Source organism: Wolbachia endosymbiont of Ostrinia scapulalis, assembly GCF_023559145.1.
GTDB lineage: Bacteria > Pseudomonadota > Alphaproteobacteria > Rickettsiales > Anaplasmataceae > Wolbachia.
Genome location: NZ_CP096926.1, coordinates 166,196 through 179,026 on the forward strand (window position 1 = coordinate 166,196; position 12,831 = coordinate 179,026).

Sequence of the window (12,831 nt, forward strand, 5' to 3'; positions counted from 1 at the left end):
TGTACTGACAAAGTTTTGAGATATTATCACAAACATTATATTCACAAGAAATACTTGACTTCACGTGTACTAAGAAGCATTTTATACATGATGTGTGCCCGTAGCTCAGTTGGATAGAGCAACAGCCTTCTAAGCTGTGGGTCGTAGGTTCGAATCCTACCGGGCACATTCTTCTATCAACGCTTTCTATAAATTTTCAAGTATTCTGGTACCACATTTTCAATTGCTAGTGGTCTAATTTTCATTGTTCCGAGATCATCTGACTTTTCGATTGAACTATTCATCATAACTTTCACCTGATCTCGAGTAAGTATAGGGCTTGCATCTCCGGTTATAGGTTTTAACAGCACAGAAACAACTTTACTTTCTAAGAAAAAGGCTATCAATCTTGCCATTGGAAAAGGTACATTGATCAGTAGACACTTTCTGTTAGTCACATTCAGAATAAACTTTAATAAGCTTTTAAAAGAGTAAACTTTTGGTCCACCTATATTATAAATTTTTTTATCTTGCTTATTAAAGCTGATAATACGATATACCACTTCAGCTAAGTTTGTTACACATATCGGCTGAAATTTCGTTATTCCACTACCGATTAACGGCAAAAAAGGAAGAATTGTTGCTAATCTTGCAAATTTATTGAAGAAACTATCTTCTTTACCGAATACAAGACTTGGCTTAATTATTATTGCTCCCTGAAATGCTGAAGTTACAGCTTTTTCACCTTCTAATTTACTTTGGGCGTATCTTGACAGCTTACTATTTTCTATTCCCATGGCAGAAAAATGTATCATCATGTATACACTTTTTATTTGCGCAGCTTTTGCTATTCTTTCAGCTACTCCAACATGAACGTCATAGAAATCGTGCTTTCTTGTCTCATATAGTATTCCTACTAAATTTATAACAACATCACATCCCTCCATACTTTCTAAAATTGATTTTTCATTAAAAAAATCTCCTTCAATTATTGATATTTGTCCTAAATTTCCACATAACTTCAGACAAGCAGCTTTTTCCTGATCACGAGTAAATATTCTTATTAAATACCCCGCCGCTGCCAAGCGTCTTACGATGTGTTTTCCTATAAATCCCGTTCCACCAAAAATAACTATACGTTTTATCACAGTTAAAACTTCCAATAACTTAACTTTAAATTAATACAATAGTTTTATTTAATATTCTATTGTGAATTCCTGCATTATAAGGTCCATTCTCATTCCATGAGAACCTTTAACTAAAATTACATCATTACCTTGAACAATATTAGCTAAATTACTTTCCAATTTGTTAGAATCATCGAAATGCATGCCTTTTATATTCTCCGGTAAAAGTTTATTCAATTCTAACATAAATTTACCAACCGTATGAACTTTATTCACATTTTGTTCTACTATAGAGTCAAGCAATTCTGTATGAAATACTATGCTTTCATTACCAAGTTCTAACATATCGCCAAGTAGTGCCACTTTTCTTAAATTAGAATATGTACCTAAAGTTCTTATTGCAGCCTTCATTGAAGTAGGGTTAGCATTATAGGAGTCGTTAATCAAATGTACTAATTTTCCATTGTATTTAGCTTGATGAACATTACCTCTACCTTCTGTTACAGTAAAATTCTCAAGTGCTAGTGGTAATTTAGATAAATCAAGTTCGAGACTTTGCAAAACTGCTGTAACAACTAATGCAGAGTATGCAAAATGTTCGCCTTTTACAGGTAAATTACAGTTCATAATTTGACCACTGTTCAGTTTGATTTTTAAATTTAGACCGTTATCGTCTCTTATTAGGTCTAACAAACAAACAGTAGCACTTTCATTCTTACCAAAGCTTACTACATTTCTGTTAGCATTTGATAAGAGATAATCATAATGTTCATTATCCTTATTCAAAACCAAAGTACCATTATTTTTCATACCATGTAGAATTTCTAATTTCGCTTGCGCAATATCAAGTAGAGATGAAAAATTTTCAACATGCGCAGGTTCAATGTTGGTAATAACTGCAATATCCGGATTGCTAATCTCCGATAACTCTTTTATTTCACCAGCTCTACTCATTCCTATTTCAAGGATTAAGTACTGGCAGTCTTCTGGCGCTTTTAGAATCGTAAAAGGCAATCCTATATTATTATTCAAGTTACCTTCATTTACATGAGATACTCCATAATGCAACAAAACAGTGTTAAGCATATCTTTTGTAGTGGTTTTCCCAACACTACCTGTAATTGTGATAACTTTAGCATTAACAAGAATATTTCTAATGTAATATGATGCCATATTATGCAAAGCTTTTAGAGTATCTTGCACAATAATTAGAGGAAAATTTCTATATTTATCTTCGCTTACTACCGCAGCAACAGCTCCTTTTAAAAATGCTTCATGTAGAAAATCATGCCCATCAAATTTCTTTCCCTTGAGAGCAATAAATAAATCACCTTTTTTTATGCTTCTTGTATCCGTTGAAATATTTGAGCTATATACCGAATTACAAACACCCTCCCCTCTTCCGCCAGTAGCATCGATAATATTATTTGCGTTCCATTTTAACATAATTTATCTTTAAAGGTAATTTGAACAAGAAAAGCAGCAAAAATACTACATACTTTGGTAATGTACAAATAATGATTGCTATTTCTATAATTTCATCTTATAATAGATATACAAGCTTAAATATTTTCGTCTATAATTGGGTGTATTTTACTATCTGATTGTAGAAAGTGACTTGGAGGTATGTATGGCAAAAGATGAGTCAAATAAAAAGTCTATTTTGGCTAAGATAAAAGGTGTGTTTTTTCTTGTGCCTAAAGCACTTATTTATCCTATAAAGAAACCGTTTGCTTCAATTGATGAAATGAAGCATGATGCTAAAGTTTCATTAAAAAACGCTGTGAGTGATATACCTAAAGAAGAAGAGAAATATGACCCACCTATAAAAACCACAGAAGCTAGTAAGTACCTTGGCATACAAATAACAAAACAAGAAAAAGGTAAGGTAAGTTTTTTAGCGTCAAGAACTTTAACGGGGAATATACCTTACTTGAGTCCAGAGAAATTAGATGAAATAAGGGAAGATCTGCCCAATATAACTATTTTTAGAGAAGAAAACAAAATTGTAATTGAAGTTGATGTTGAAAAGATTATCCAAGAAATAAAAGATAAAAATCTAGGTATGGATGAAAAAGTAATGAAAAAGTACGCTCTTGAAGGAATTTATAATAAGATTGATTGTGATCTTAAAAATTTAGCAAAAATTACTGGTGGAGAGTTTAAAGTTCACACAGATCGGAAATTGCTGTATGGTATTGCAGAAAAGTTGTATAGTGGATATGATAGTAAAAAGCAGAAGTCACAGGAAGTTGTAAGGCCTATGGATAAAGAAAAGTCATCAGAGAAAATTTTAAATAATTGGCAAAAAGCTATTAAACAAGATTTTGAAAGTTGCGAAAGCATAAGAGGTAGGGGGAAATAAATTATGGAGAGTGTTATGAAAGAAGTTCAAATAGAGGAAAGGTATCATAGCCTAACTGTTCCTGGAGATATGTATCATTTACAACCAGAAGTTATTGCTGCAAGAAGGGCAAATAGAATAGAAACGTTTTCAAAAAGACACCAAATGGACTATGGGTCAGTTTTGCGTGGACAAGATATACAGCTAAAAGACGTTTCAAGTCTTGAAGATGCTTCTAGCGAAGCAGCAATAAGCCCACCTTCTACACAAAATCATAAGCAAAATAGAAGAGGACCAGGAATTTAATAAAGTATGGGTAGTACAGCTTATGATGACACTAATATCTTTGCTAAGATATTAAGAGGTGAGTTGTCTTATGAGGAAATACATAAAAATGAAAATGTGCTAGCTTTTCGTGATAAGTATCCTGATGCACCAGTTCATATTCTAGTTATACCAAAAGCTCAATACGTTTCATACGATGATTTTGTTCTGAAAGCTTCCGAAGAGGAAATAGTAAGTTTTTTTAAAACTGTTAGAGAAATAGCACATAAATATAACTTAGAAAAAACAGGATATAGATTAGTTACTAATCACGGTAAAGATGGAGAGCAAGTTATACCGCACTTTCACATACATATTTTAGGTGGTAAAAGATTAGGAAAGCATGTAAATTCATAGTGTTATATGTTTTTTAAATGAGTGAATATTTAACCATATTAATTTTTATCTGTGTATCAATTGTAGTATCCTTTACTTTAGGTGTATTACCTATGTTTCTTGCAGTCAGTAACCCAGATGGTGAAAAGCTTTCTACATATGAGTGTGGCTTTAATCCTTTATCAAGAGCCAGAAAAAGTTTCGACATAAAATTTTACTTAGTTGCAATATTGTTCATAATATTCGATTTAGAAATTGCTTTTCTTTTTCCTTGGGCCGTTTCTTTATCTAAAATAAGCTATTACGGATTTTGTTCTATGATGATATTCCTTGCAATACTTACTATAGGCTTTATTTATGAGTGGTGTAAAGGTGCGTTGGAATGGGAGTAAATTTATCTAATAGCGATTGGAATCGTTACAAAAAAGAAGGTTTTCTTATCACTAAATTTGGCGATTTAATAGATTATATAATGAACTGGGCAAGGTCTGGTTCATTGTGGCCAATGACATTTGGTCTTGCATGTTGCGCAGTAGAGATGATGCACACTGCATCCAGTCGTTATGATCTTGATAGATATGGCATAATCTTTCGTGCAAGCCCAAGGCAAGCAGATGTTATGATTGTTGCTGGCACGTTAACTAATAAAATGGCAGCAGCATTGCGTAAAGTTTATGATCAAATGGCGGACCCCAAATACGTCGTTTCTATGGGAAGTTGTGCAAATGGCGGTGGCTATTATCATTATTCTTACTCAGTAGTCCGTGGTTGCGATAGAATTGTGCCAGTTGATGTATATGTTCCTGGATGCCCTCCAACTGCTGAGGCGTTACTATATGGAATGCTATGTCTACAAAATAAAATAAAACGAACTAAGAATATATAGCATGGATAAAACTGCAAAATACATACAAAAAAAGACTAAATGTGAATGTATTCAGAAAAATGATGGCACTATTGTAATATATTCAGCTTTGAATGACATTGAAAATCACTTACTCTTTCTACGTGATGATGAAAAGTGTAGGCTTGAATTATTAGTTGACGTTTTTGGAGTTGATTACCCAGATAGAAAAAAACGTTTCGAGCTAATATACAATTTGCTCAGCCTTGTGCACAATATCAGAGTGCACATAAAGCTTCAGTTATGTGAAGATGATATACCTCTAAGTGCAGCAAAGATATTTAACGCAGCTTCGTGGTTTGAGCGTGAAGTATTTGATATGTATGGAATAGAGTTTTCTAATCACCCAGATTTACGTAGGATTTTAACGGATTATGGATTCAAAGGTCATCCAATGTTAAAAGATTTTCCTCTCACTGGCTACGAGGAAGTAAGATACGATATAGAGGCAAAAAAGGTTGTATATAATCCTATAGACTTACCGCAAGATTTTCGTATGTTTGACAGCTTATCCCCTTGGGAAGGTAGTAAAGCCACAAAAGTAAATATAAAGGAGTAGAAAATGACAGCACAAAGAAAAAAAATATCTTTGATTGGTGCAGGAAATATCGGTGGGACTCTTGCCCATATGATTGCACTAAGAGAACTAGGAGATGTTATTTTGCTTGATGTAAGCGATGGAATACCACAAGGTAAAGCACTTGACATTACAGAATCATCTCCTATTGATCGATCTAATGTCAATATTACTGGTACAAATAGGTATGAAGATATAAAAAACTCTGACGCAATTATAATAACTGCTGGCATTGCCAGAAAACCTGGAATGAGCAGAGATGACCTTCTGCAAACTAATGCTGCAGTAATGAAAGAGGTTGGGGAAAATATTAAAAAACATTCTCCAAACGCATTTGTAATAGTGGTTACCAATCCTTTAGATGCTATGGTTTCAGTAGTATACAAATCTTCAAGCCTGCCAACTAATATGATTGTTGGTATGGCAGGAGTGCTTGACTCTGCTCGTTTTCGTTATTTTCTTGCAAGTGAGTTAAATATTTCTGTCGAAGATGTATCTGCTTTTGTGCTTGGAGGACATGGTGACACTATGGTACCACTAATCAATTATGCTTCAATTGCTGGCATTCCACTTACCCAAATCATTGAGATGGGTTTGATTACGCGAGGAAAAGTTGATGAAATAGTTGAGCGCACTCGTAATGGTGGAAAAGAAATAGTTGATCTACTTAAATCTGGATCTGCATACTATGCTCCTGCATCTTCAGCCATAAGCATGCTAGAATCATACTTAAAAGATAAAAGGCGTATATTACCATGCGCTGCTTATCTTAATGGTGAATATGGTGTGAAAGACTTATTCATTGGTGTTCCTACTATTATTGGCAAAAATGGAGTTGAGAAAGTTCTAGAAGTTAAAATGAACGATAGTGAACAAGAGATGTTTTATAAATCTGTAAGTGCAGTAAAAGAGCTCTGTCAGCTAAATTAATTGCCCTATAGAATTTCTTTGAGCTCAAGCTTCGAAAACAGTCTAAAAAAATTATTTGTAGTTATTTTTGCTACTTGTTCCGACGATTCATTCCATAATTCTGCTAAACAATTCACAACATATTTCACCATTGCCGGTTCATTTTTTCTTCCTCTGTAAGGCTCAGGAGATAGATAAGGTGCATCAGTTTCAACTAAAACACGCTCACGTGGCACATTTTGTGCAATTTCTCTTAGTAAGTTCGCATTTTTAAAAGTAATAATTCCAGAAAATGAAATGTATAATCCCAAGTCCATAGCCTTATAAGCAAGCTCTTTAGAAGAAGCAAAGCAATGCATTACTCCACTAAAAGCGTCCTTCTTCATTTCTGAATTTAACATATCAATCATCTCACTATCAGCATTTCTAGTGTGAATAACTAAAGGTAATCCTGTTACTTTTGCCGCTTCTATATGTGATGCAAAACTTTTTTTTTGATTGCTTTTGTTATCAGATTTATAAAAATCTAATCCAGTTTCACCGATACTAATTACCTTTTTGCCCTTAGTAAATTCAATCAATTCATCAGCATTTATACACTCACCTTTTTCCACATTAGTATCAAGCGGATGTATACCAACGGAGCAGTAGACTTGATCATAGGATGAAAAGATTTTTAATAATTTAGGGATATCATTAATGCTTATACATATGTTATGCAAAATTCTCACACCATTTTGCTCTGCTCTTGAAATTACCTTTGGTATTTCATCATCAGAAAAATAAATTAGATGACAATGAGAATCAACTATCATAAATAGATCCTTTTATGATAGAAGAAAACTCTTCTATCACTTTTTTATAAACTTCTTTTTTGAACGGTATGGCACTGGCTACCAAATCATCCACATTTTGCCAACGCCACTCTTTGAACTCTGGATGATCAGTATAGTTAATATTAATATCCTTATCCTTCCCACAAAATTTCATTAAGAACCACCTTTGCTTTTGGCCAGAATATCTCCCATTCCAGCATATCGGTATAACTTCCTTGGGTAAGTTGTAATATATCCACTCTTTATTTTGAGCCACAACTTCTGCTTCATCAGTACCAACTTCCTCCAATAGCTCACGTAGCGCTGCCTGCTCTAGCTCTTCACCTTCATCAACTCCTCCTTGTGGCATCTGCCAATAAGAGTCACTATCAAAACGTTTTCCAATAAAAATATTTCCCTGTTTGTTAAATAACATTATGCCAACACAAGGGCGATACTCTTTCTCCTCACTAATCACAAATACTCTCTATTGCTAAATTATCTATCATAGAAGTTCCAACTACTTTTTTACTATTCATTTTTTCAACAATTTTTTTTGCAACTTCTTTTGCGCTTAAGTTTTAGTTATCAATTTCAAGTGAACCTTGAGGCATAAATAGTTTCTTTCCTTTAATTCTTCTCATAGTAAAATCTGAATCAGTAATTTTTCTCTCCTGCTCTCTTTCCTTTAATTGAACGCGCTTTACTAGTTCTCCACTATTACAATATAACACCACAGGGAGAATCTCCACGTTCATTTTTTTACTTAAATTCACCACTGAGTTATATACTTTTTGATCATAGGAATCACCTTTTATCAATTCGTTTGTAAATATATAATGCTTTGATTCTATATGGTATTTTTCCAATATTGCTAACATATTCTCTCTAATCACAAAAATTTCTTCCCATATTTCACTTGTAACCTCAGCGTTTCTGAAATCAATCATATCAAATATGATATTATTAAACAGGTTATTGTCTACTATCACCCCATCAATAATATTACACAGCTCTTTTGCAATCGTAAGTTTGCCACTACCCGGAAATCCGATTAAGTAAATGATCATACCATCAGAAAACTATCATATATTACAAATATATGTATTATAAACGTTACACTAGAAACATATCAAAAATAGTTGATATTCAGAAATTTTGAGTGTATCATTACAGATAAATTATATAATTTAGAATAATGAATGGTGATACAGAATCAATAAAAAATACAATTGTAGATGTAATAGATCAAAACAAAGGTCAAGATATAGTTACTTTTGATGTACAGAATAAAACTGTCATTGCAAAATATATGATCATTGCATCCGGTGATTCGAGCCGCCATGTAAAAGCATTAGCTGAGCACGTGATGAAAAATCTCAAGCAATATGATAAAATAGATGTAGAAGGTATGGATGAAGGTAACTGGGTGATTGTGAATTTTCAAGGTATAATGGTTCACCTATTCAGGCCAGAAGTAAGAGAATATTATAAGATAGAAGAGTTATGGAATTGATTATCCAGGTAGCTGGTATACACTTGCTCAAATGTTGTAATTTTGAAGGCAACCCTTATGAAGTTGGTGTGTCATTCCAGTGCTTGACACTGGAATCTAGAAAACTTAATCATAAACGAGCACACTATACAACATTTTTGATGAAATTTCATAATAAACTGGATTCCAGTGTCAAGCACTGGAATGACGCCATCGTTAACAACACCGTTTACACACAAAATAACATATTATGAAACATAAATCCGAGTTTTTAAACTTCATTCAAGAAAGAGGATACCTATATCAATGTACAAACATTGATAGGTTAGACCAGCTATTATCACAAGATAATTATATAATTGCATACATTGGGTTTGATTGTACGGCACCAAGTTTGCATATTGGCGGTCTCATTCAAATCATGATGCTCCGTCACCTACAAAAATTCGGTTATAAGCCAATAGTTCTACTTGGAGGTGGCACAACAAAAATTGGTGACCCATCTGGTAAAGACAAAGCAAGAAGCGTCTTGCCGATAGAAGATATCAATCAAAATATACTTGGTATAAAGAAAACCCTCGAGAAGATGATATCTTTCGATTATGGAAAAACTGGTGCAATCATAGTAAACAACGCAGATTGGTTAGATAACATAAAATATATAGACTTTTTGCGTGATATAGGGACACATTTTTCTGTAAATCGCATGTTAGGCTTTGATAGTGTGAAAATTAGGCTAGATAGGGAGCAAAATCTAAGCTTTCTCGAGTTTAATTACATGTTGTTACAAGCCTATGATTTTGTCGAGTTGAATAAAAAGTATGGCTGTCGTCTCCAGATTGGAGGGTCAGACCAATGGGGAAATATAGTAAACGGAATTGAACTTAGCAAAAAGTTAAATTTACCTGAGCTGTTTGGTCTTACCACACCTCTTTTATTAAACGCACAAGGAAAAAAGATGGGCAAAACTGAAAGTGGGGCAGTATGGCTTGATGGCAGCATGCTAAATTCCTATGACTATTGGCAATATTTTCGCAATGTTGATGATCAAGATGTTGGTCGTTTCTTGAGACTTTTCACTGATTTACCAACTGATGAAATTAAAAAACTAGAGTCCTTGAAGGATCAAGAAATAAATGAAGCAAAAAAGGTCTTGGCAACAGAAGTGACAAAAATATGTCATGGTTGCAAAGAAGCTGAACTTGCACGATCTGCTGCAATCTCTGCTTTTGAAAATGAAGATAGTTCATTGCTTTCTGGTTACACTATCACAAGAGAACAAGTTGCAAATGGCATACTCCTGATAGACTTGCTTCATGACACCGGTTTTGAACCTTCAAAAGGTGCGGCAAAGCGTTTAATACAGGGAAATGGATGTAAAGTTAATGATAATACTATAAACGATGTTAACTATACAATAAACTCTGAAAGCTTTGAAGGTCAGCCATTTATCAAATTATCTGCAGGAAAGAAACGCCATATTAAAATTTTAGTGAGTGAAGTAAGAAAGTAAATTTGTCTCTGTTCAGAAGAATAGCAAAATAAGGTAGCCAAGAAAAGACAATTATAGGGACAAATGGATATCATTGAAGCAGCTGACACTGTGGCAGAATCGCTAGATAACCCTACTATCGCTAGCAGTTTCTTGCTGTCGATTTGCTGAGATTGGTTTATCAACTTGAGTGTCAGGCTTTGACAATTTATATATAGCATTGCCAACTATTAATGCTGTTGCTGTAATTGCAACTACTACTATAACTATAGGTATTAACTCAGCTGTAATTTCTCCGGCTGTAAAAAGTGCTATAGATATAGCAGTACCTAATAATGCAGTTACTCCACCGGCAATCCACCCTTTCTTAATTGCTGGACAATTAAGATAGTATAAAGGAGCATACGCGTCAAGTTAAGAGATTGTGAGCAAATTTAGAGAGGTTAAAGTGGATACTCTAGTCCTTCTACGTTTGTCTTTTAATGAAAATAGCGACCAAGTTATAGTGAGTTTTTTAAGAAATGCTTTTAAACTATTAATTTTGGTTAATACTAAAAATAACTCTCTAACCCGCCTTTTTAGCTCAATAAATGCCTTTGTTAAGCTAAGTTCTGTATTCTTTTTCACTTCTGTGCAACCAACTATGCCGTGAAATATAAGAATTGCGCACAATTTAGCATATAGTTCACATAATACTCTGCATGGCTTTCCTTTTAGCTTATCAAGCCTGATATAGCTTTTATACAATTTAAATAATAACTCAATTTGCCACCTTACTCTGTAAATCGTTAATACTTGCTCAGCACTAATTTTATTTTCTGGAACATTAGTTATAAATATTGACCAGTTCAACAATTTTTGATTTCTTTTAGAGGATGTATATCCCTGCGATCTTGCTAATCTATTAGCTTTCCTTCTTCTGGCCATAGACTGTTCTTCAGTTAGTTTCTGACATATAATTCTTACTCTAATTTTTGCTTCTTTTCCTAACAATACCTCGTTTTCTAAAAATAACTTATCCTCTAAACATTCTAATAACTCCATTTTTTGATTTGTTTCTACATCATATATGTTGGTATCAGATTTATAACGACTTATGAAATAAGCTCCTATTTCATTGATTTGTTTAAAAGAACTTGGCACAAAATAACCGAGATCAGATATTAGCAAATCATTGCTTAATATATTACTTAAATGTTTCCTATATCCCTGGTCTGATCTTACCCCCTCCGTTAAATTAAGTTGGTCTATTATCTGATTCATGTAGTCGAAAACTAATTGTAACTTTATTCCAGACTTAGTATTGCTTTCATAGCCACTGTAGCTAGTACCATAACCTTTATACATCTCTTCCATACTGTTAGGTAGAGTAATATAGCTACTGTCCAATAATTTAACACTATTAAATTGCTGTAAGATTTTGCAATCAACTTGCAAGATATTTTTAAAGAGAATCACAGATTCATTATACATCCTTTTCATAAATTCCACTGCTTCTTCAGTAAATCTAAAATCCAAACCTTGTTTTGTTATATCTATCGAGTCCTCGTTTAGTAATTGACACATTGTTTCTACGCTACAATTATCAACTCCTATATTACCCAAGACCATGGCTTTTACGAATGATGAACCTTTTAGCTTTCTCTTTCTTTTTATAAACCTTGTTGTAATTGAGATTTTCTCTGCTTTTTCATTAAAAAATTCTTTGAGCTTTTTTGATAAGCAAGTTATTTTATTCATTGGTTCTCTCACTAAAAGTATATCTGGGAGAACTTATACCTTATTATTCTATCTCTTTCATACCTTTATTTCCTTAACTTGACGCGTATGGATGAATCCTACAGTCTGTACAACTATTGTTATTATTACCGCTATTGGGATTTTTTGCTTTTTCATGTGAAAATATTAACTTGTTATGGATAGTTTTGGAAATTTATATGCAGATTATAGAAAACTTACAGCTTTAGTGATTACTTTTTGTTGATTCGTATTGATCTTCTGCTTTAGCAAGTAGCTTTATGATTTCCTTGTAAGGTTTATCTTTATTGTGCCTTGACCTTAATACAGCTACATCTCTTGGATTTTTTCCATCTGTGTCTCTAATGGTAGGGTCTGCACCTTTGTCTAATAAAAATCTAATTATCTCCAATTTGCTTTCATATGTAGCTGCATGTAAAGGTGTCCATCTTTCATATTTTGTAGCATTTATATCAACTCCTTTTTCTACTAGGAATTTTACAACCTCTGCACATCCCTCTTCTGCAGCATAATGTAGTGCTGTTAATTTAGGGATCTGCACATTAATATCTAATAGATTTTCTACTAAGAATTTTACAGTCTCTAAGTTACAATTTTGAGAAGCAATGCGTAACATCGTTTTATAATTATCTGCAGCTCTTGCCTTCATGTAGGAATAGGTAGCAATAATACATACTATTACTGTTATAAGCCACCAAAAATGCAGCTTGTTTTTTGTATCTTGACCCAATTTATCCATATTCAACATCTTTTTAATATTAAATAGATCAT

Annotated in this window: 16 protein-coding genes, 1 tRNA gene and 1 pseudogene; 10 read left to right on the forward strand and 8 right to left on the reverse strand. The window is 33.3% G+C overall.

Going from position 1 to position 12,831, the window contains the following annotated elements; translation table 11 throughout:
* The first annotated feature begins 94 nt into the window (after positions 1–94).
* A tRNA-Arg gene (locus M1L26_RS00875) sits at positions 95–168 on the forward strand.
* 8 nt (positions 169–176) lie between these two features.
* Here M1L26_RS00875 and M1L26_RS00880 read toward each other — a convergent pair.
* Entirely contained in the window at positions 177–1,127 is a 951-nt protein-coding gene (locus M1L26_RS00880; RefSeq protein ID WP_250120234.1) for a complex I NDUFA9 subunit family protein, read from the reverse strand.
* A gap of 48 nt (positions 1,128–1,175) precedes the next feature.
* A complete protein-coding gene (locus tag M1L26_RS00885) occupies positions 1,176–2,552 on the reverse strand; it encodes a UDP-N-acetylmuramoyl-tripeptide--D-alanyl-D-alanine ligase (RefSeq protein WP_250120235.1) in 1,377 nt (458 codons plus the stop codon).
* A gap of 184 nt (positions 2,553–2,736) precedes the next feature.
* On the opposite strand from M1L26_RS00885, the gene M1L26_RS00890 reads away from it, so the two are divergent.
* From M1L26_RS00890 to mdh, 7 genes are read left to right on the forward strand one after another with little or no spacing between them, the layout of a single operon-like run.
* Positions 2,737–3,471, forward strand: a complete 735-nt coding sequence (locus tag M1L26_RS00890) for a hypothetical protein (RefSeq protein ID WP_250120236.1) — start codon at positions 2,737–2,739, stop codon at positions 3,469–3,471.
* Between the two features lie 3 nt (positions 3,472–3,474).
* Positions 3,475–3,756 (forward strand): hypothetical protein, encoded by a 282-nt coding sequence (locus M1L26_RS00895; RefSeq protein ID WP_370107308.1) that lies wholly within the window; start codon positions 3,475–3,477, stop codon positions 3,754–3,756.
* A 6-nt stretch (positions 3,757–3,762) separates the two neighbouring features.
* A complete protein-coding gene (locus tag M1L26_RS00900) occupies positions 3,763–4,131 on the forward strand; it encodes an HIT domain-containing protein (RefSeq protein WP_006014413.1) in 369 nt (122 codons plus the stop codon).
* Between the two features lie 17 nt (positions 4,132–4,148).
* The gene (ndhC, locus tag M1L26_RS00905; protein ID WP_211907694.1) at positions 4,149–4,502 is read left to right on the forward strand and encodes an NADH-quinone oxidoreductase subunit A; all 354 of its coding nucleotides are present in this window, start codon (positions 4,149–4,151) and stop codon (positions 4,500–4,502) included.
* Positions 4,493–4,996 carry a NuoB/complex I 20 kDa subunit family protein gene (locus M1L26_RS00910; RefSeq protein WP_211907693.1) on the forward strand — a complete coding sequence of 168 codons (504 nt, stop codon included), beginning with the start codon at positions 4,493–4,495 and terminating at the stop codon, positions 4,994–4,996. Before ndhC ends, M1L26_RS00910 begins: the two co-directional genes overlap by 10 nt.
* A gap of 1 nt (position 4,997) precedes the next feature.
* Positions 4,998–5,573, forward strand: a complete 576-nt coding sequence (locus tag M1L26_RS00915; RefSeq protein WP_250120238.1) for an NADH-quinone oxidoreductase subunit C — start codon at positions 4,998–5,000, stop codon at positions 5,571–5,573.
* Positions 5,574–5,576: 3 nt separating this feature from the next.
* Positions 5,577–6,521 (forward strand): malate dehydrogenase, encoded by a 945-nt coding sequence (gene mdh, locus M1L26_RS00920; RefSeq protein WP_211907691.1) that lies wholly within the window; start codon positions 5,577–5,579, stop codon positions 6,519–6,521.
* A gap of 5 nt (positions 6,522–6,526) precedes the next feature.
* On the opposite strand, the gene M1L26_RS00925 is transcribed toward mdh, so the two are convergent.
* The 3 genes from M1L26_RS00925 to M1L26_RS00935 form a co-directional block, all read right to left on the reverse strand.
* A complete protein-coding gene (locus M1L26_RS00925) occupies positions 6,527–7,315 on the reverse strand; it encodes a TatD family hydrolase (RefSeq protein ID WP_250120239.1) in 789 nt (262 codons plus the stop codon).
* The gene (locus tag M1L26_RS00930; protein ID WP_211907689.1) at positions 7,305–7,793 is read right to left on the reverse strand and encodes an RNA pyrophosphohydrolase; all 489 of its coding nucleotides are present in this window, start codon (positions 7,791–7,793) and stop codon (positions 7,305–7,307) included. The genes M1L26_RS00925 and M1L26_RS00930 overlap by 11 nt, the downstream gene beginning before the upstream one ends.
* A 103-nt stretch (positions 7,794–7,896) precedes the next feature.
* Positions 7,897–8,385, reverse strand: a complete 489-nt coding sequence (locus M1L26_RS00935; RefSeq protein WP_250120240.1) for an AAA family ATPase — start codon at positions 8,383–8,385, stop codon at positions 7,897–7,899.
* A gap of 128 nt (positions 8,386–8,513) precedes the next feature.
* Here M1L26_RS00935 and rsfS point away from each other — a divergent pair, with 128 nt between their 5' ends.
* Both rsfS and tyrS read left to right on the forward strand, forming a co-directional pair.
* On the forward strand, positions 8,514–8,831 hold the full coding sequence (gene rsfS / locus M1L26_RS00940; protein WP_007302263.1) for a ribosome silencing factor: 318 nt from the start codon (positions 8,514–8,516) through the stop codon (positions 8,829–8,831).
* 229 nt (positions 8,832–9,060) lie between these two features.
* Entirely contained in the window at positions 9,061–10,323 is a 1,263-nt protein-coding gene (tyrS, locus tag M1L26_RS00945; RefSeq protein WP_250120241.1) for a tyrosine--tRNA ligase, read from the forward strand.
* Positions 10,324–10,425: 102 nt separating this feature from the next.
* Here tyrS and M1L26_RS00950 read toward each other — a convergent pair.
* The 3 genes and pseudogenes from M1L26_RS00950 to M1L26_RS00960 form a co-directional block, all read right to left on the reverse strand.
* Positions 10,426–10,701 (reverse strand): annotated as a pseudogene (locus M1L26_RS00950) (ankyrin repeat domain-containing protein); the annotation flags it as partial.
* A 15-nt stretch (positions 10,702–10,716) separates the two neighbouring features.
* Entirely contained in the window at positions 10,717–12,042 is a 1,326-nt protein-coding gene (locus M1L26_RS00955; protein ID WP_250119941.1) for an IS4 family transposase, read from the reverse strand.
* Positions 12,043–12,265: 223 nt separating this feature from the next.
* Positions 12,266–12,799 carry an ankyrin repeat domain-containing protein gene (locus M1L26_RS00960; protein WP_065094613.1) on the reverse strand — a complete coding sequence of 178 codons (534 nt, stop codon included), beginning with the start codon at positions 12,797–12,799 and terminating at the stop codon, positions 12,266–12,268.
* Positions 12,800–12,831 lie beyond the last annotated feature (32 nt).